Genomic DNA, 18,306 nt, shown 5'->3' with positions numbered 1-18,306 from the left:
CTTAACGGGTCATATTGATGCCGGACGCTTTTTGCTCCAGCATGCGTTTGGCCAAATCTACAATCACCGCCGCCGCTTCAACCGGTGGCGTACCGCCCTGGTGAATATTCGAGATACAGGTACGGTCGGCTTCAACGGTCGTCGCCACGCGCGGCGAATAGACGGCATAGCAAGAAAGACTTTCCGATTGGCCGAGGCCCGGACGTTCACCTACCAGCAGAATCACCGCTTTCGCGCCGAGCAGTTCGCCGATCTGATCTTCGATTTTCACGCGACCATAGCGAACGAAGAACGGGGTTCCGACCTTCAGTCCGGCCTGTTTTAAGCCTGACAACAGCGGTGGGAGAATCTCTTCGTAGTTGGCGGTTATGGCGTCAGTAGACAGGCCATCAGAAATAATCACCTGCACATCCGGATTCATTACACACTGTGATTTCAGTGCTTCAATGGCTTCCGCACTCAGACGACGTCCCATGTCCGGGCGCGTCAGATACAGGTTTTTGTCGCTGATTTCCGAGCGCACTTCCAGTAGTCCCTGGGCTTTTACCCACTCTTCCGGCACTTCTTTCAATACCGTATCTTTCGAACGCGAGTGGTCAGCCAGGAAGCGCAGCAGCGCCTGGGTACGCGGACGAGGACCGGCGCGCCCGGTACATACACGCGCAGCGGTGCTACGGCGCAGTTCGGTCAATACCTCTGCCCGATGCGGATTCTCAACGCCAATCCACGCTTTCGCTTCGGCTGAGCCTAAGTCCATCGCACAGCTTTCACCGGTCGGCGCGGCGCACTGCGTAGTGCTGCATTTCACTTCCGCTGATGGCGCTTGAACCTGCGGCTCCCCCATTGACGCCATTACACTGCGTACAATTTCTTCAATCTGTTTTTGATCCATCGTGTGTCATCCCCGCGTCATCAGAAGAACAGTGACGGATCGCCCGCCCGTTTGGTCAGGCGACCGTTTGCCATAATGCCCATGGTTTCCAGCCAGCGTTCAAACTCCGGCGACGGACGCAGGTTCAGCAACTGGCGCACGGTCGCGGTATCGTGGAATGCGGTGGTCTGGTAGTTGAGCATGATGTCGTCACCGAGCGGCATGCCCATGATGTAGTTGCAGCCAGCGGTGGCGAGCAGAATCATCAGGTTTTCGTTGAGGTTCTGGTCAGCATCAGCATGGTTGGTGTAGCAGCAGTCACAGCCCATTGAGATGCCGCTCAGCTTGCCCATAAAGTGATCTTCTAAGCCCGCGCGAATAATCTGGCGGTCGTTGTAGAGATACTCCGGCCCGATAAAGCCCACCACGGTGTTCACGAGGAACGGATCGTAGTGACGCGCCAGCCCGTAGTTACGCGCTTCCATCGTCACCTGATCGGCGCCGAAGTTAGCGCCCGCAGAGAGCGCGGAGCCTTGTCCTGTTTCGAAGTACAGGCAGTTTTCCCCGGCTATGCGGTTAAATTCCGCGCCCACTGCACGCGCCTCATCCAGCATCGCCAGCTCAACGCCAAATTCTTTTAAGCCTTTCTCACTGCCGCAGATACTCTGGAAAATCAACCCACCCGGCGCGCCACGACGAATCGCTTCGATCTGGGTGGTAACGTGTGCCAGTACGCAGCCCTGAGTTGGAATATTAAACTTGTCGATCACGCCATACACGGTATCGAGCACACGGCTTAAGTTTTCCACGTCATCCGTTACCGGGTTGACGCCAATTACCGCATCGCCCGCACCAAAGGACAGCCCTTCGTAGATTTGTGCGGCAATACTCTGCACATCATCACGGGTGTCGTTAGGCTGTAAACGGCAACTGAAGGTGCCCGGCAGACCGATGGTAGTGTTGGCTTTTTTGATCACCGGCATTTTCTTTCCGCCGTAGATCAGGTCAGCGTTAGAGCAGATTTTTGCTACCGCGGCGACCACTTCCGACGTTAACCCTTTGCGCGTAAACGCAATGTCATCCACGGAGGTTTCATCGCTCAGCACATACTCGCGCAGCTCGCTGATACTCCAGTTCTTGATGCGGTTATAGGCCGTTTCGTTGACGTCATCCTGAATAAGACGCGTCACGCAGTCCTCTTCATAGGAAATCACCGGGTTGTTGCGAATATCCGCTACCGTCATTTCCGACAGCACCTGCTTGGCCGCCACGCGCTCTTGCGAACTGGTTGCTGCCACACCTGCCAGCACATCCCCCGAACGCAGTTCGTTGGCTTTTGCCAGCACCTCTTTAACATCCTTAAACTGATAAACATTGCCGAACAATGTGGTCTTTAGTTTCATAAGTCGTTCCCTCAGGAAGGAAATGCGAGTGATTTCACCGTCACCGGCACAACCGATCCGCCAAAAAGAGGCGTACCAATGTCGATATAGTCCCCCGCCCGGACAACCACCTCATCGATGACCGCCAGCGGGTGTTGCTGTAACTGTGGGCGTAAAAGCATGCCCAGGGCTTTACCAAAATCCTGCTCGGCTACCACCAGCAGGGGATGCGGATTCGGATAGCGCGCGACAAAGGCCAGCAGCGCATCAATCACCGTTAACAGCGCGGCGTAGCGCACCGGTAGCGAACCGGGCAGCGCCAGCACGTAGGCGTCCGTTTGCGGGTCCAGATCGAGCTGCATTAGCGCCTGTTGCCAGGCGGCCACCAGATCAGCCTCATCAACCGGAATCGCCACTGGCAGATTGCGCAGCGGAAGCGCCACACCCTCCAGCCAGATAGTGCTGCCCGAAAGCGACAGCGTATGCGCCCCGGCGCCAATCACCGTGGCGCGCACGGTTTGCGCCGGAAACTGCACGTTCATCTCACGCAGGCGCGGATGTTCATGCAGCGCCGTTGCTAACAGCGGCCCAATGTCGGAAAAACAGAACGGATCGGCAGGTTGGTTGCGGTAGCACTCGCCCACCCCACCGGACAACGTAATCACTTCAGGCTTCACGCCAACCGGTAACAGACCGGTTTGCATCAGCGCCTGCGCCAGCGGTGACAGCGTGCCGTCAATCACCTCCACAATCAGCGCAGCCATCCGCCGGGCCACCAGAACAAGCTGCGCCGCATTGAGGGTTCGGGCATCAGTGCCTGGACCAAATACGTCATCAACAATCATCTGTCCTGGCTGATGCGCATGCACCACGCGCCCTTGACCGTCCGTTTCCAGTAGCCGTCCGCCGACGTTCAGGCAGGCCGAGCCGCTGACTTTTCCCGCGTCGAACAAGACGTAGTTCGACGTACCGCCGCCGATGTCGATATTCAGTACGCGGCACAATTTCTGTTCGGACAGGGTTTGCGCTCCCGCGCCGTGACCGGCAATCACCGATTCCAGATGTGGACCAGCGCTTGCCACCACGAAGTCACCCAGCGACTGGGAGAGCGTCATCACCGCAGGTCGTGCATTGCGGGTTTTGGCGCTTTCCCCGGTAATGATGATCGCACCGGAATCGACGGTCTCTGGGGCAATCCCCGCCGCCTGATACTGGGCGAGGATCAGAGCTTTCAGTTCGGCCTCTTTCAACCCACCCTGCTTATCAACGGGTGTAAAGAACACCGGGCTTTGCCAGCTAATTTCGCGTTTGATGAATTCGTAACGCGGCACCTGCGACACTGCCGCACGATTGACCAGCTCAAGGCGCGAGAAAATTACCTGAGTGGTGGTGGTGCCGATATCGATACCGACGCTGAGTAGCTGGCGGGTATTCACGATTGCGCCTCCGGATTGGTTTCTGCTGGAGCCGGAACATCTTCGTCTTTCGGTACTAACAGCATAGCCACGCCAATCGCCGTCACGCCGCCGATCAGCTTGCCGACAATCATCGGGAAGATCATGGCGTTCATGTTGGCAGCGGCGAAGCCTAAGTGGTCACCCAGGGCGAAGGCCGCAGAGACTGCAAAGGCGCAGTTGATCACTTTGCCGCGGGTATCCATGTTTTTCATCATGCCGAACATCGGGATGTTGTTGGCAAGCGTTGCTACCATACCCGCAGCCGCAATATTATTAACTTTCAACAGGTTGCCAACGCTCATCAGCGGTTTTTCAAACCAGCGGGTCAGCAGCAGCACCATCGGGTAGGCGCCCAGCAGCACACAGGAGATAGAACCGATAACTTCGATGGCGCGCATCACTTCACCCGGCTTATCGCCCGGTGCCATGAAAATAGGATCAAGACCCGGGATTAGCTCCCAGCCGAGCAGGAACTTGATGACTGCCGCCGCCAGACCGAGGGTGATCAGCGCTACCAGGAACTTGGCGAAGATCTGGAAGCCGTTGATCATTTTTTCCGGGATGAATTTCAGTCCCAGCGCCACCAGCACGGCCACGATCAGCACCGGGATCATGTTCATCAGGATCAGTGCAAAGGTGAACTCCACTGGCTGACCATTTATTTCCACGCCGGAGTACATCGCAACCAAACCACCCGCAATACAGCCAATCGGAATGGTGACGATACCGGCCAGCACGCCCAGCGCCAGATAACGACGGTCAGACGGTTCAATAATTCCCAGCGCAACCGGAATGGAGAAGACCAGTGTCGGTCCCATCATCGCGCCGAGAATCAGGCCAGAGTACAACCATGCCGCCACGTCGCCGCCCGCCAGTTCTTTCGCCAGGAAGAAGCCGCCCATATCGCACGCCAGCAGCGTTCCGGCAAACATCGACGGGTTCGCGCCCAGCATTTCGTACAGCGGAATGATTACCGGTCCGAGCACATGCGCCAGTACCGGCGCCAGCGCGGTCATACCGACCATCGCCAGGCCCAGCGCGCCCATTGCCATAAAGCCTTCTTCGAACTGACCGCCCGATCCCTCAATGCTCTTACCAAACTTACCGAGGAAGCGCGCCGAACCGCCGAACTGAGACAGGATCCTGTCCACGGCAGCAATCAGCATAAAGAACATCATGATGTACATGATGATTTCGTTAATTCCCATAGCCTTCACTCCCTGTCATATGTGTATTTATTGTGCCGCCGCATACAACGCGATAATGTCGGCCTGCGTGGCGGTGCGTGGATTACTGCGAATACAAATATCCTCCAGCGCGGCGTTTGCCCATGCGCTGTAATGCTCGGGCTTTGCCCCAACGTCAGAGAGTCGTTTGGTCTGGCCCACTTCGCTAATCAGCTCGCTGACGGCGTTGATGGCATCACGATCGTCCGACTTCTTGTTGGTTAACGCCCGTCCGATGTGGCTGAAACGCTCACGGCACACCATGCGGTTGAACCCCATTACCGTGGGCAGCAGCATGGCGTTAGCTTGTCCGTGCGGGATGTGCAGCGCAGCGCCCGGCTGGTGTGCCATCGCGTGACACAGGCCCAGTCCCGCGCTGGAAAACGCCATTCCCGCCATGCAGGACGCCAGTAACATGCTTTCCCGCGCCGCCAGATCATGGCCGTATCCCACCGCTTTCGGCAGCGATTTACCAATCATCGCAATCGCGCCAATCGCCAGGCTGTCGGTAAACGGCGTCGCGTTTAGCGCGCTATACGCTTCAACGGCATGGGTCAGCGCGTCAATGCCAGTCATTGCCGTCACGTGCGCAGGAACGCCTTCCGTTACCGCGGCATCCAGAATGGCGACGTCTGGCATAAGGGTTGCGTGGGCCAGCACTTTTTTAAGTCCGGTGGCGGCATCAATAATCACCGTAACGTTGGTGGTTTCTGACCCGGTCCCGGCGGTGGTTGGCACGGCAATCAGCGGTAGACGCGGGCGCAGTACACTGTGCTCCGTCATGTCAGCTAGCGTTTGCGTCGGGTTGGTCACCAGCAGCGCCACTGCTTTAGCGGCATCCAGCACAGAGCCGCCACCAAAGGCCACCACGCCATCGCACTTCGATTCACGCAATTGCGCGACCGCCGCGCAGACGTCCGTGATGCACGGTTCGCCGACCGGACATGGCCACAGCGTCATTGCCACGCCTTTCATCGCCAGGCTACGTTCCAGAGCGGCGGTCATCCCCGCCTCATGCAGGAAGCTGTCAACCATGACGAACATATGCGTCAGTCCGCGCGTTTGCGCTTCCTGTCCGCAGGTACTGAGCGCTCCCAGTCCGCATAATGTGACCGGTGGAACGCTGAACGTTTTTACGCGTTGCAGATTCAGTGCATCGAATGCCTGAAAGAGCGCGGTCTGCAATTCAGCTTGCATAGATTCCTTCCGCTTTTACTTTTCCGCTATTGGCAATCGCCAGCGGGGTCATAAACAGACTGTGCTGCGGTAAATGCACCTGCAGCTCCGGGAAACGCTTACGAAACAGCTCATCAACCCCCGGCTGCATACAGGACCCACCGGCCAGCCATAAATCCGTAATCCCTTGTCCGGCAATATGATGGGCGACAATTTCCGCCATCTTTTCGTAAACCGGCTTAACCACCGGCCAGATTTCTTTGCCGTTGCTGCGTTTGAACTGCTCGGCTTCTTCCAGTTGAATACGACGATTCCCGGCGAGCGTCAGGGAAATGTGGTGCCCACCGGTCGCTTCGTCAGCGGAGTAAGTCACTTTGCCCTGTTTCACAATGGCGATACCGGTCGTTCCACCGCCGATATCCACCACGCCAGCGTTATCGAGCTGCAACAGATCCGCCACGGCAGTCGGCTCGTCGAGCACATGACTCACTTCAAGTCCGGCTGACTCCAGCACGTTAATGGAGATTCGTGGGTCCGTTCCCGGTGGAAACGAGGTTGCCGCATGGGTAAAGCGGCAACCCAGTTGTTGTTCGAGCGTATCGAGATGGCGACGAACAATGGTCACAGCACCGAAGAAATCCCAGACGATGCCATCGCGCACGACGTCGGCCCAGTCCAGACAAACCGCAACCGGCTGCCCTTCGTTGTCGACAACCATCGACACCACATCACAGGTTCCCAAATCAACGCCCAACCACAGCGGTGAATCGCTTGCGGCAGGCGTCTGGTTACACAGCGATGCCGCTTTTTGCAGTCTGGGTGTGAGCCACAGTTGTTCGTCATGCGCCATCTTTTCACTCCTTATACGATGCGAAACGCATCCACCAGCACACAGCGACGCAGGCGTACAAACGTGCGCGCACTGGTCACCCCTTCCCCGGTTGGCGTGGTAATGGTCATGGTCGTCCAGCCTTCGCCACCAAGTCCAAGGCCGGCAATGCATGGTCCGTTCTTGACGAAAATGCTGGTGTCGATGGCGTTAGCCATACGGTTCATATTGTCGATGTTGCGTGAGTGCATCGCCGCCGTATGGTGACAACCACCTTCGAGCGTAACGGCCAGCGCAATGGCTTCGTCAACGTTAGCTACCCGCACCACCGGCAGCACCGGCATCATCAGTTCAGTCACAGCAAACGGATGCGTGGCGGAGGTTTCGACGAACAACAAGCGGGTTTGCTCCGGAACGTTCAGGCCGATCGCCGCGGCGATTTTTGCCGCGTCGCGCCCGACCCAGTCACGGCTGACCGTGCCTTTACCGCGCTCATCGACATTTTTCAGTAGTACCGGTTGTAGCTGTTCAGCCTGGGCGGTTGTCAGTTTGACCGCGTGCTGGCCTTCCATCAGACGCATCAGTTCATCAGCAACGCTATCCACGACGATCAACACTTTTTCATCGGCACAGATAATGTTGTTATCAAACGATGCGCCTTTGACGATGGACTGCGCGGCGCGAGTCAGATCGGCCGTTTCATCCACCACCACCGGCGGGTTACCGGCACCTGCGGCAATCAGACGCTTGTTGGTATGCTTACGCGCAGACTCCACCACCGCTTCACCACCGGTGACGACCAGCAGTCCGATGCCCGGGTACTTGAACAGACGCTGTGCGGTTTCGATATCCGGATTAGCAACGGTTACCAGCAGGTTAGCCGGACCACCTGCGGCGACCACCGCCTGGTTAAGCAGGCCGATCGCGCGCTGAGAAACGCCTTTTGCTGCCGGATGCGGCGCAAAGACGACGCTGTTACCCGCGGCAATCAGGCTGATGGCGTTGTTAATGACGGTCGCCGCCGGGTTGGTGGACGGCGTTACCGAAGCCACCACGCCCCAAGGTGCGTTTTCAATCAGCGTCAGGCCGTTATCGCCGGTCAATACCTGTGGAGACAGGCATTCCACGCCTGGGGTGCCACGAGCCTGCGCCACGTTTTTGGCAAATTTATCTTCAACGCGTCCCATGCCGGTTTCACTGACGGCAAATTCCGCTAATTCTCTGGCGTGTTTTTCGCCCGCTTCACGAATGGCGTGAATGGCCAGTTGGCGCATAGCGACGCTTTTCAGCCCCTGCTGAGCCACTTTTGCTGCCGCTACTGCGTCATCCAGGGAGGCAAAGACGCCCATTTCTTGAACGGCACTGACGGGCTGACTGCTGTCTTTCATTTTCAGCAGCACCGCTTTCACGACCTGTTCAATATCCTGTTGATTCATGATTTTCTGCCTTATTTGTGAAATACCACTTTCCCACCTGCCACCACTTCATCGACGATGCCAATCACGCACAGATCGACAGGCGATGAGTCGTTATGGTGCGCCTGGCGGGCTGAGCTTCCACTGACCAGCAGCACCCACTCTCCGGTTCCCGCCCCGATGCTGTCTATCGCAACAGCGCACTGCCCGTCGGGATTTCCCTGGGCATCAATCATTTCCACCATCAGCAACTTGTCGTGCGCGAGCCCCTGATGGCGAACGGTACAAACAATTTGTCCTGTGACGATTGCCAGTTTCATACCCGCCTCCGTGGCATATTTCAGGTAAAACCTCCCCCTACCCTCCGCAAAAGGTAATGTGAAAAGGAGAGAGGGTGACGCCAGCTTTCTCTCAACGCTCCAGTGGCGTCACTTGGACGACTTACATATCGTTGCTGTCGCCTTTGAAGCTGATCGGGAACACTTCTTCCAGATCGCCATGCGGACGCGGGATAACGTGCACAGAAACCAGTTCACCGATACGCTGCGCGGCAGCAGCACCAGCATCCGTAGCCGCTTTGCAGGCTGCCACATCACCACGAACCATGGCAGTACACAGGCCGCCACCGATCTGCTTCACGCCAACCAGTTTCACGCGCGCCGCCTTAACCATTGCGTCAGAAGCCTCAATCAGTGCAACCAGGCCCCGGGTTTCAATCATTCCTAATGCTTCCATTATGCTTTCCTCTTAATCAAAGGGGTCCAGAACGGGACCGTTCATTCAACCAGTGTTTGCGAGACGCTTTCACGGCTCACGTCAGTCTGGCGCGGCACAGCTGCCACTAACGCCAGTTCGATAATTTCCTGTACGCTACAGCCACGAGAGAGGTCATGAAGCGGTGCTGCAAGGCCCTGAATCAATGGACCAACGGCACGATACCCTCCCAAACGCTGGGCGATTTTATAACCAATATTGCCTGCCTCCAGCGATGGAAAAACCATCACATTGGCATTGCCCTTTAACGGACTGGCGGGCGCTTTTTGCGCGGCGACATCCGGCACAAAAGCGGCATCAAATTGCAGTTCCCCATCCACGGTAAGCTGTGGGGCACGCTCACGAACGATCTCCGTAGCCTGCTGCACGTTAGCAACATTGGGATGACGAGCACTGCCGTTGCTGGAAAACGACAGCATGGCCACGCGCGGCTCTTCACCCGTGATCGCCTTCCAGGTTTCAGCGCTGGCGATGGCGATGTCCGCCAACTGTGCAGCGGTGGGCTGCGGCACAACGCTACAGTCTGCAAATCCTAATGACGGCCCGAGATACTGCGGCAGCATCAGGAAAATTGACGACAGCGTTTTGCAGCCAGGCTGTAATCCAATAATGCGCAATCCTGCACGCAGCACGTTTGCCGTTGACGACAAGTTGCCTGCAATACACACATCGGCTTTACCGGCACTGACCATCGCGGCGGCAAACATCAGTGGATCGTTGAGCTTCTCGCGCGCATCCGGCGGCGTTTTTTCGCCCGCGCGGGCCAGCCAACGCAGGGCAAACTCTTCACGCATCTGTACATTGCTTTGTGGATCAATAACCTGAATACCATCCATGGCTACGCGATGGCTGAGTGCAAACTGGCGTAGCGCAAACGGGCTGGCGACGAGAATGGGGCGTGCCAGACCGTGCTGGTGCAGGTAATTGGCGGCTTTCAGCACCCGTACATCCAGCGCATCCGGGAACACCACCCGAGCGGGCGTTTGTTTGGCGAGTTGGCGAGCACGTTCAATGATCATGACTTCTCCCCCAGTCGCTGTTGGATTTGGCTGACGCTTAGCGGATGCTTCGCCACGCTCAGAATCATCATTACGTAAACCGTACTGGAAAGACGGTTGAGCGCCTGCAGAATGTCCGGTCGCAAGACTTCAAAACTGCGGGTGATAAATACCTGAGCGGCCACCGTTTCCGTTTCGCGGACTTTAGTGCGCAGCAGATTAAGCAACGCGCAATCACGTCCGTGGCTGGCTTCAGGCACCAGATGATCGTGGTCCAGGTAACGCAGCGGCTGATGCGAAAGGCGGTGTAAATCTTCGTCGCTTAAACCAACAATGGCTTGTGCGGCCAGCGGTTCATCCACAGCATCAGCCCGCATAATATTGCCCAGGCGCGAGCGAATATCCGCCAGCCACGGCTGCCACGGCTCCGCCAGTTCAATTTGCAACCACACGGCCAGACCAATGGTGCTGTCCAGCGCGGCGCGAAATCCAAGCCTCGGGTCACTTTTGGCGACCATTTTGTCCGCCGTCAGATGCGTCAGCGTGTCAGGTTTCTTCGCCACCGGTTGATGACACAGTTCACAGGTCGCCTGCGGATGTGTATCGCTGCTGGTTAAACCATGTACCGGCTGCTGCTGCTGTTCCTCGTCGTCAACAAACAAGCTTCCCTGCTCGTCGATATACTTAATGCGCAGACGACGGCTTTCCAGCAATTCCCGGGCAGACGGCGTCAGGCGAGCATCAGCGGGGAGATGAATTTCAGCCCCTTCGCTGAGCGTATGATTCGCTCTGAGCCATGCTTCGGTAATGAAATCCTTCATACATCCGCCTTAGCAGGACTGCCAGTTCGCAGGCCAGGCCACATACAGGAACTTCACTGTTGATGGCGTACCAAATTCGATGCTGGAGCCTTTCGGGATAAACATCACGTCCCCGGCTTTGGCAATCATGGTTTCGCCTTCATGACGAACGTGCAGCTCGCCTTCCAGAATCATGTCGATTTCGTCGTAGTTCAGCGTCCATGGGAAAAATGCGTTATCCCACTGCATAAACCCGGCGGCCATACTGCTGCCGTCCTGGTCGGTCACCAGATCGGTTAAACCGACGCAGTGCGGCTGCGCGCCATCAAAACGACCAAACTTCACGCTGCTGCCGTCGATGACTTTCACACCGCCTTTGCCAGTCACCGATTTAAAACTCGGCTGCATTCCGCCCTGTTCCAGCGACTGCTTTTCCTTCATCACTTTGTCCATCAGTTGGGCGACCAGGCTTTCGGTAAACTGCCCTTCTGGCAATTGCGCAATGATGGTTTCACGAATGCGCTGGCTTTCCGTTTTGCCGTCCTCCACCGCAGCAGGCGCTGCGGTTGTGGCCGACATAGTGGCCGGAGCGGATTCATCGCATTCAGTGATAGTGACGCCGAGCAGCGCCGCAACTTCGCGCGCCTCCGGGGTGATGATACTGGCGCGCAGAACAACAGACATTTCCTGTTCGCCGCGTGCGTGGGCCGCACGAATATCGTTAGCTGTGATGAGTTTTTTCACCTGCCCTTTCCTCCTTTTGGCTGAGCTCAGTCAGATAATCCACCAGGTGCTGCACACTGCTTGGGTCGTGGCAATTGAGCTCAAAAATTGGCTCCTGAAACCCCATCCCACGAAGTAGTTGTCGCGTTGCGGCGACGTCGGCATCCGGCACATCCGTTTTGCTGATAACGGCGATTTGTCGTTTACTGGCGCCGATATCCAACAGCCCGGCAGGTAAGCGACTTTCTTTATCATTTGCCGCATGTATATAAATCAACGTATCGACATCCTGCAGCGTGGTAATTAAGGCGTGATACCAGCGCGGATGGCTAAAATATTCTCCTGGCGTATCGATATCGCCGTTTTCATTAAACTCCACGGCCTGTGTTTTTCTGGCGAGGGAATAATTCCCTTGTAGCGCGTTAAAGAGCGTTGTTTTCCCTGCCCCCACCGTACCGACAAACGCAATACGTTTCATCACCGCCTCTGATTAACTTTTTGTCAGATTGCACAAAGTGAAATTTAATAATCGCCCGAGGCCGCTTACCGTCTGTAATAACGCTTCTTCTACCGCGCCTACTGAGCCGTAGATCACCAGCGCGCCGCTGAATCTATCGAGAAAGCCGATGTGTACATCCGCCGCTTTCATCGCTAAGTCACCTGCAATCATCGCGGTTTCGCCTGGCGTCAACGTCATGATGCCGATAGCGCCCGCTTCGGGAACGCCGATCTTTTTCGCCAGTTCCTCACCGGGGTGCGCAATGAGATGCGCCAGCGTGACCTGTTTCCCCGGCACAAACTCCTGAATAATGCGTTCTTTTTCCATTGCTCACCGCCTCCGCTAAAACTGCCCTCATCGTGGCAATTTTTTGTCAGAGTAAATAACAAAATTCGGCAACCAGGTTTAAAAGGTGAAGTGGATCACTAAGAAAGAGGAAATAAAAAGGCGCGGGAGAAACCCGCGCCGGAATTAATTAAAGTGAAATTACAGCGGCTGCGTTTGCGCTTCTACGACCGCCAGCGCCACCATATTTACGATACGACGAACAGAAGCAATCGGTGTTAATACGTGAACCGGTTTCGCTACGCCCATCAGTACCGGGCCGACCGTTACGCCTTCTGAACTTGAAACTCGTAGTAAGTTGTAACTAATACGCGCGGCTTCCATATTCGGCATGACCAGAATATTGGCGGAGCCTTTCAGCGGGCTGTCCGGCATCCGGTCATTACGAATACTTTCCACCAGCGCGGCGTCACCGTGCATTTCACCGTCAATCATCAGTTCTGGCGCATGAGCCTTAATCAGCGCCAGCGCCTCACGCATTTTGCTGGCCGACGGGCAGTCAGATGAACCAAAATTGGAGTGCGACAGCAGTGCCACCTTCGGCTCGATGCCAAAGCGACGCACGGTTTCTGCCGCCATCACAGCGATCTCTGCCAGTTGCTCCGGCGTAGGATCGTCATTGACGTAGGTATCGGCGATAAAGGTGTTACCGCTTGGCAGCAGCAGGGCGTTCATTGCCCCAGCCGTATGTACGCCATCACGGTAACCAAATACCGCATTTACCACGCTGAAGTGCTCGTGGTAGTCGCCGATTGTGCCGCAGATCATCGCATCCGCTTCACCGCGCTGCACCATGATCGCGCCGATCACCGTGGTATTAGCAATCACCGCCCGCTGCGCCTGCTCCTGAGTGATCCCACGACGCTTCATGATCTGATAATACTCACTCCAGTACTCTTTAAAACGCGGATCGGATTCATTGTTGACGATCTCAAAATCAACGCCCGCTTTGATCTGCAGACCCAGTTTCTGGATGCGCATTTCGATCACGCTCGGACGACCAATCAGGATCGGCTTCGCCAGACCTAAAGTGATCAATTCTTGAGTGGCGTGCAGCACTCGCGCCTCTTCCCCTTCCGTCAACACCACGCGCTTCGGCGCTTTGCGTGCCAGCGAGAAAATCGGCTTCATAAACAGGTTGGTTTTGTAGACGAATTCGGTCAGCTTATCGATATAAGCGTCAAAGTCGGCAATCGGGCGCGTTGCCACACCGGAGTCCATCGCCGCCTTCGCGACCGCAGGGGCGATTTTGACGATCAGACGTGGGTCGAACGGCTTAGGAATAATGTATTCCGGGCCAAAGCTCAGGTCCTGATCGCCATAGGCAGAAGCCACCACTTCGCTCTGCTCGGCGTGCGCCAGCTCAGCAATGGCGTGTACCGCGGCCAGTTTCATCTCTTCGTTGATAGCAGTAGCGCCGACATCCAGCGCGCCGCGGAAGATGAACGGGAAGCACAGAACGTTGTTAACCTGGTTCGGGTAGTCGGAACGACCGGTGCAAATGATGGCGTCGGAACGCACCTCTTTTGCCAGCGGCGGCAGGATTTCCGGTTCCGGGTTCGCCAGCGCCAGAATCATTGGCGCACGCGCCATCTTCTTGACCATTTCCTGCGTCAGCACTTTCGGGCCGGAACAGCCAAGGAAAATGTCTGCGCCATCAATCACGTCGTCCAACGTGCGCTTACCGTCATCCACCACCGCGTAAGCCGCTTTGGTTTCCGCCATGTTCGGTTCGCGGTCTTTGTAAATCACGCCCTTGGAGTCGCAAACCACAATGTTGTGTTTCTGCATCCCCAGCGCCACCAGCAGGTTCATACAGGCAATCGCTGCCGCACCTGCGCCGGACACCACCATGCGCACATCAGAGATATTTTTCTCAACCACCCGCAGACCGTTAAGAATGGCGGCGGTACTGATGATTGCCGTGCCGTGCTGATCGTCGTGGAAGACCGGAATATTCATGCGCTCACGCAGCTTTTGCTCAATGTAGAAGCATTCTGGCGCTTTAATATCTTCGAGGTTAATGCCGCCAAACGTGGGCTCCAGGGCCGCGACCACGTTGATAAATTTATCCGGATCGAGTTCATCTACTTCGATGTCGAACACGTCAATCCCGGCGAATTTCTTAAACAGAACGCCTTTACCTTCCATCACCGGCTTGCCAGCCAGCGCGCCAATGTTGCCCAGCCCCAGCACCGCCGTACCGTTAGAGATAACCGCAACCAGGTTGCCGCGCGCGGTGTATTTGTAGGCCGCCAGCGGGTCCTTTTCAATTTCCAGACACGGTGCTGCAACACCGGGTGAATAGGCCAGCGCAAGATCACGTTGAGTGGCAAGCGGTTTGGTCGGAGAAACCTGAATTTTGCCTGGTACTGGAAATTCGTGGAAATCGAGGGCGCTTTGTTTTAACTGGTCATCCATCTTGTTGTTCCTTTCACGTATCGATCAAAAAAGTGTCGCAGGTACCCTTCTATTGAGCCGCACATTATCACCTCTGTCAGCGGCGCAAACTTTGAAGGTCCCCAAACTCTCACTACTCAAAGAAAGAATTTGTTATCAATTTATAACAACCATGTTACCTGCTTAAGCCAGCAATACCATGCCTGTCTGCTATGCTTTTTGCTGACAACGCCTGCAAATTCTCCAAAAGTGTGAATTAACACACGCTCTAACGCTTTACTTTTCAAGGAGTATTTCCTATGACCCGTAAAGATCTTGCCAATGCCATTCGTGCGCTAAGTATGGATGCCGTACAAAAAGCTAACTCAGGCCACCCCGGCGCGCCAATGGGTATGGCTGATATCGCCGAAGTACTGTGGAATGATTTCCTCCGCCATAATCCAAGCGATCCTCACTGGTACGATCGCGATCGGTTTATTTTGTCCAACGGCCACGCATCAATGCTGCTTTACAGTCTGCTGCATCTTTCCGGCTATGACCTGCCGCTGGAAGAATTAAAAAACTTCCGCCAGCTGCATTCAAAAACTCCCGGCCACCCGGAGCTTGGCTACACGCCGGGCGTGGAAACCACCACCGGGCCGCTGGGCCAGGGTTTAGCCAACGCTGTCGGAATGGCGATTGCCGAACGCACGCTGGCGGCGCAGTTTAACCAGCCGGACCATGAGATTGTCGACCATTTCACCTGGGTTTTTATGGGCGACGGCTGCCTGATGGAGGGGATTTCTCACGAAGTCTGTTCGCTGGCGGGCACGCTGGGACTTGGTAAACTCATCGGCTTCTACGATCACAACGGCATCTCAATTGATGGCGAAACCGACGGCTGGTTTACCGACGATACTGCGAAACGCTTCGAGGCCTACCACTGGCATGTGATACACGATATTGACGGTCACGATCCTGAAGCGGTGAAAAAAGCGATTCAGCAAGCGCAAAGCGTTACCGACAAGCCGTCGTTGATTATCTGCCGCACGGTGATTGGTTTTGGATCACCGAATAAAGCCGGGAAAGAGGAAGCGCACGGTGCGCCGTTAGGTGAAGAAGAAGTGGCGCTGGCCCGACAGAAATTAGGTTGGCATCATCCTGCTTTTGAGGTCCCCAAAGAGATTTATCGCGCGTGGGACGCGCGCGAGAAAGGCGAAAAAGCGCAACAGGACTGGAATGAGAAATTCGCGGCGTATCGACAAGCGCATCCGGAACTGGCGGCAGAGTTTACCCGGCGGATGAGCGGAGAACTGCCGGAAGCATGGGAAGAAACAACCCAGAAATATATTACCGACCTGCAAGCCAACCCGGCCAAAATAGCCACCCGTAAGGCCTCGCAAAATACCCTGAACGCCTACGGACCGATGCTGCCCGAACTGCTTGGCGGCTCAGCGGATCTTGCGCCCAGCAACCTGACCATCTGGAAAGACTCCACTTCTCTTAAGGAGGATCATGCAGGAAACTACATCCACTATGGCGTGCGTGAATTTGGTATGACCGCGATTGCCAACGGTATCGCGCACCACGGTGGCTTCGTACCATACACCGCAACGTTCCTGATGTTTGTTGAATATGCCCGTAATGCCGCACGCATGGCGGCGCTGATGAAAGCCCGACAAATCATGGTTTATACCCACGACTCGATTGGTCTGGGGGAAGATGGTCCCACACATCAGGCCGTCGAACAGCTCGCCAGCCTGCGACTGACGCCGAATTTCAGCACCTGGCGACCGTGCGATCAGGTTGAGGCAGCAGTGGGTTGGAAGCTGGCTGTCGAGCGTCATAATGGCCCTACGGCGCTGATCCTTTCCAGGCAGAATCTGGTGCAGGTTGAACGCACGCCTGAGCAAGTGCAGCAGATTGCCCGCGGCGGCTACGTGCTGAAAGATAGCGGCGGTAAGCCGGATGTTATCCTGATTGCTACCGGTTCAGAAATGGAAATCACGCTGCTGGCTGCGGAAAAACTGACCGGCGAAGGCCGTAACGTACGGGTTGTTTCTCTACCTTCAACCGATATCTTCGACGCCCAGGATGAGACGTACCGGGAGTCGGTCCTGCCAGCAAACGTTAGCGCACGCGTGGCGGTAGAAGCCGGTATTGCCGATTACTGGTACAAATATGTTGGGCTGAAAGGGGCGATTGTTGGTATGACGGGCTATGGGGAGTCGGCGCCGGCAGACAAGCTGTTCCCGTTCTTCGGCTTTACGGCGGACAACATCGTAGAGAAAGCGCATAAGGTGCTTAACGCGTGATCCAAAGCGTGGGCCAGGCATCTGGCCCATGCCAGTTATCGCAGCTTGGCTCCTGGGCATAACGCACCAGACGAAAACGCTGACCGTCGTAGCGCCAGCGAGTCTGGATCCCGCAATCTGCCATCCCTCGCCCTTTGGCGAGAGTTACCAGCTCCCGCGATTTCTCGTCAAACGTAGCGTTGGTCAGCTCCATATCGCGACTTTCTGCATCCGTTTTAAAAGGCAGACTTAGCCGTACCGCACGTGAAGTCAATGGCGTAGTACGTGAAACCACCCACGCCAGATCGATGGTGTTATACGCCCCGGCCTCACAGCCGATCATCATCAGCGCTTTATCATCCGTTAAGGCCGTCACGCGTATCTCGCGACGCAGCGGATCGATCGAGCAGCGAATACCGTTGATCCGCCAGTTACCGTAGTCCAACAGTTCACTGCGCTCTTGCTGCGTGAGAGGCGTTGGTGTTGGGTTAATGACAGCCACGCCTTTTAAAGCGGGAGCCGGTGGTACGCTGAGCGGTGGCTCGTCGCCTTTTTCGATCCATGCGGTTTCGTTACCGACCCGTTTTTGCTGGGCGTCGATAAACAGCAGCGCGGCTTTTAGCCCGACCAGTGACAAGGTTTGTGCGCCTTTTTGCAGGGTTATCGCCTTCGCGTCCTGGACGGTTTGTAAAAATGCGCTGATGGTGGCCGGATCATCGGTCATCAGCTGCCAGGGGGTAATACGCCAGCGTTCGCCGCGAAGCGAGAGCGGTGCGCCATCCAACAGCAGACGTGGCGCAATATCGCTCTCTTTGATATTGGAAGACTCCAGTCCACCCAATTCAATACGCAACACAGCGTCGGTATGTGCCCCAGCGCTACGGCTTAAAGTCATGACCAGGCCGTGATGTTCTCCGGTATTGCGCGCCACGCAAAAGTTTTGGTTATTGCACGTTACCTGCCAGTCAGAAAACGCCTGTTGCGCAGGCGCTGCCCACAGCAAACTGACGGGTAACAACCCGAGCAGGAAAAGTAAAATAACGCGATAGCGCATGAACGGTACAACCCCGAAGTCAAAACACACAGCCTAAGCGGTATCTTCCTTGCGCGACTGATGTGGCTCAATAAGAATCGTCGG

At 56.0% G+C, this 18,306-nt stretch carries 17 protein-coding genes; 1 reads left to right on the top strand and 16 read right to left on the bottom strand.

Translation table 11 applies throughout. From position 1 onward, the window contains the following. Position 1 precedes the first annotated feature (1 nt). The 15 genes from eutC to maeB all read right to left on the bottom strand — a co-directional run bounded on the left by eutC (position 2) and on the right by maeB (position 14,916). Entirely contained in the window at positions 2-892 is an 891-nt protein-coding gene (gene eutC / locus OGX99_RS15055) for an ethanolamine ammonia-lyase subunit EutC (RefSeq protein ID WP_003038033.1), read from the bottom strand. 20 nt (positions 893-912) lie between these two features. After that, positions 913-2,274 (bottom strand): ethanolamine ammonia-lyase subunit alpha, encoded by a 1,362-nt coding sequence (eutB, locus tag OGX99_RS15050; protein ID WP_003038029.1) that lies wholly within the window; start codon positions 2,272-2,274, stop codon positions 913-915. Positions 2,275-2,285: 11 nt separating this feature from the next. Then, complete coding sequence (eutA, locus tag OGX99_RS15045) at positions 2,286-3,689, bottom strand: ethanolamine ammonia-lyase reactivating factor EutA (protein ID WP_151224069.1); 1,404 nt, start codon at positions 3,687-3,689, stop codon at positions 2,286-2,288. Then, positions 3,686-4,918 (bottom strand): ethanolamine utilization protein EutH, encoded by a 1,233-nt coding sequence (eutH, locus tag OGX99_RS15040; RefSeq protein WP_003038023.1) that lies wholly within the window; start codon positions 4,916-4,918, stop codon positions 3,686-3,688. Before eutH ends, eutA begins: the two co-directional genes overlap by 4 nt. A gap of 27 nt (positions 4,919-4,945) precedes the next feature. After that, a complete protein-coding gene (gene eutG, locus OGX99_RS15035; protein WP_187253533.1) occupies positions 4,946-6,133 on the bottom strand; it encodes an ethanolamine utilization ethanol dehydrogenase EutG in 1,188 nt (395 codons plus the stop codon). Continuing rightward, entirely contained in the window at positions 6,123-6,962 is an 840-nt protein-coding gene (gene eutJ, locus OGX99_RS15030) for an ethanolamine utilization protein EutJ (RefSeq protein ID WP_286544089.1), read from the bottom strand. Before eutJ ends, eutG begins: the two co-directional genes overlap by 11 nt. A gap of 11 nt (positions 6,963-6,973) precedes the next feature. After that, on the bottom strand, positions 6,974-8,377 hold the full coding sequence (locus tag OGX99_RS15025; protein WP_005121910.1) for an aldehyde dehydrogenase family protein: 1,404 nt from the start codon (positions 8,375-8,377) through the stop codon (positions 6,974-6,976). Between the two features lie 11 nt (positions 8,378-8,388). Then, positions 8,389-8,676: an ethanolamine utilization microcompartment protein EutN gene (gene eutN, locus OGX99_RS15020; RefSeq protein ID WP_005121909.1), complete on the bottom strand. Its 288-nt coding sequence runs from the start codon at positions 8,674-8,676 to the stop codon at positions 8,389-8,391. A gap of 121 nt (positions 8,677-8,797) precedes the next feature. Next, positions 8,798-9,091, bottom strand: coding sequence for an ethanolamine utilization microcompartment protein EutM (gene eutM / locus OGX99_RS15015; protein ID WP_005121908.1), 294 nt, complete (start codon positions 9,089-9,091; stop codon positions 8,798-8,800). A 41-nt stretch (positions 9,092-9,132) separates the two neighbouring features. Then, the gene (gene pta, locus OGX99_RS15010; RefSeq protein WP_048210962.1) at positions 9,133-10,149 is read right to left on the bottom strand and encodes a phosphate acetyltransferase; all 1,017 of its coding nucleotides are present in this window, start codon (positions 10,147-10,149) and stop codon (positions 9,133-9,135) included. After that, positions 10,146-10,949, bottom strand: a complete 804-nt coding sequence (eutT, locus tag OGX99_RS15005) for an ethanolamine utilization cob(I)yrinic acid a,c-diamide adenosyltransferase EutT (RefSeq protein WP_286544086.1) — start codon at positions 10,947-10,949, stop codon at positions 10,146-10,148. The genes pta and eutT overlap by 4 nt, the downstream gene beginning before the upstream one ends. Before the next feature lie 9 nt (positions 10,950-10,958). Continuing rightward, positions 10,959-11,672, bottom strand: a complete 714-nt coding sequence (gene eutQ / locus OGX99_RS15000; protein ID WP_151217624.1) for an ethanolamine utilization acetate kinase EutQ — start codon at positions 11,670-11,672, stop codon at positions 10,959-10,961. Next, positions 11,650-12,129 (bottom strand): ethanolamine utilization acetate kinase EutP, encoded by a 480-nt coding sequence (gene eutP, locus OGX99_RS14995; RefSeq protein ID WP_151217625.1) that lies wholly within the window; start codon positions 12,127-12,129, stop codon positions 11,650-11,652. The genes eutQ and eutP overlap by 23 nt, the downstream gene beginning before the upstream one ends. 12 nt (positions 12,130-12,141) lie before the next feature. Then, positions 12,142-12,477: an ethanolamine utilization microcompartment protein EutS gene (gene eutS / locus OGX99_RS14990; RefSeq protein ID WP_003037995.1), complete on the bottom strand. Its 336-nt coding sequence runs from the start codon at positions 12,475-12,477 to the stop codon at positions 12,142-12,144. 159 nt (positions 12,478-12,636) lie between these two features. Continuing rightward, positions 12,637-14,916 carry an NADP-dependent oxaloacetate-decarboxylating malate dehydrogenase gene (gene maeB / locus OGX99_RS14985; RefSeq protein WP_151217626.1) on the bottom strand — a complete coding sequence of 760 codons (2,280 nt, stop codon included), beginning with the start codon at positions 14,914-14,916 and terminating at the stop codon, positions 12,637-12,639. Between the two features lie 278 nt (positions 14,917-15,194). Between maeB and tkt the strand changes: the two genes are divergently transcribed. Next, complete coding sequence (tkt, locus tag OGX99_RS14980; RefSeq protein WP_286544081.1) at positions 15,195-17,189, top strand: transketolase; 1,995 nt, start codon at positions 15,195-15,197, stop codon at positions 17,187-17,189. Here the strand turns inward: tkt and OGX99_RS14975 are convergent. Continuing rightward, complete coding sequence (locus OGX99_RS14975) at positions 17,179-18,222, bottom strand: DUF1176 domain-containing protein (protein WP_151217631.1); 1,044 nt, start codon at positions 18,220-18,222, stop codon at positions 17,179-17,181. The two genes, tkt and OGX99_RS14975, sit on opposite strands and share 11 nt — an antisense overlap. Positions 18,223-18,306 lie beyond the last annotated feature (84 nt).

It is taken from the genome of Citrobacter sp. Cu096, from assembly GCF_030332285.1.
Lineage (GTDB): Bacteria > Pseudomonadota > Gammaproteobacteria > Enterobacterales > Enterobacteriaceae > Citrobacter > Citrobacter meridianamericanus.
This window is presented reverse-complemented; position numbering and strand designations above follow the sequence as displayed.

Excerpts from the sequence above, each read along its gene's own strand:
- eutC (WP_003038033.1), bottom strand. The coding sequence starts at position 892 with ATGGATCAAAAACAGATTGAAGAAATTGTACGCAGTGTAATGGCGTCA.
- eutB (WP_003038029.1), bottom strand. The coding sequence starts at position 2,274 with ATGAAACTAAAGACCACATTGTTCGGCAATGTTTATCAGTTTAAGGAT.
- eutH (WP_003038023.1), bottom strand. The coding sequence starts at position 4,918 with ATGGGAATTAACGAAATCATCATGTACATCATGATGTTCTTTATGCTG.
- eutG (WP_187253533.1), bottom strand. The coding sequence starts at position 6,133 with ATGCAAGCTGAATTGCAGACCGCGCTCTTTCAGGCATTCGATGCACTG.
- eutJ (WP_286544089.1), bottom strand. The coding sequence starts at position 6,962 with ATGGCGCATGACGAACAACTGTGGCTCACACCCAGACTGCAAAAAGCG.
- OGX99_RS15025 (WP_005121910.1), bottom strand. The coding sequence starts at position 8,377 with ATGAATCAACAGGATATTGAACAGGTCGTGAAAGCGGTGCTGCTGAAA.
- eutN (WP_005121909.1), bottom strand. The coding sequence starts at position 8,676 with ATGAAACTGGCAATCGTCACAGGACAAATTGTTTGTACCGTTCGCCAT.
- eutM (WP_005121908.1), bottom strand. The coding sequence starts at position 9,091 with ATGGAAGCATTAGGAATGATTGAAACCCGGGGCCTGGTTGCACTGATT.
- pta (WP_048210962.1), bottom strand. The coding sequence starts at position 10,149 with ATGATCATTGAACGTGCTCGCCAACTCGCCAAACAAACGCCCGCTCGG.
- eutT (WP_286544086.1), bottom strand. The coding sequence starts at position 10,949 with ATGAAGGATTTCATTACCGAAGCATGGCTCAGAGCGAATCATACGCTC.
- eutP (WP_151217625.1), bottom strand. The coding sequence starts at position 12,129 with ATGAAACGTATTGCGTTTGTCGGTACGGTGGGGGCAGGGAAAACAACG.
- eutS (WP_003037995.1), bottom strand. The coding sequence starts at position 12,477 with ATGGAAAAAGAACGCATTATTCAGGAGTTTGTGCCGGGGAAACAGGTC.
- maeB (WP_151217626.1), bottom strand. The coding sequence starts at position 14,916 with ATGGATGACCAGTTAAAACAAAGCGCCCTCGATTTCCACGAATTTCCA.
- tkt (WP_286544081.1), top strand. The coding sequence starts at position 15,195 with ATGACCCGTAAAGATCTTGCCAATGCCATTCGTGCGCTAAGTATGGAT.
- OGX99_RS14975 (WP_151217631.1), bottom strand. The coding sequence starts at position 18,222 with ATGCGCTATCGCGTTATTTTACTTTTCCTGCTCGGGTTGTTACCCGTC.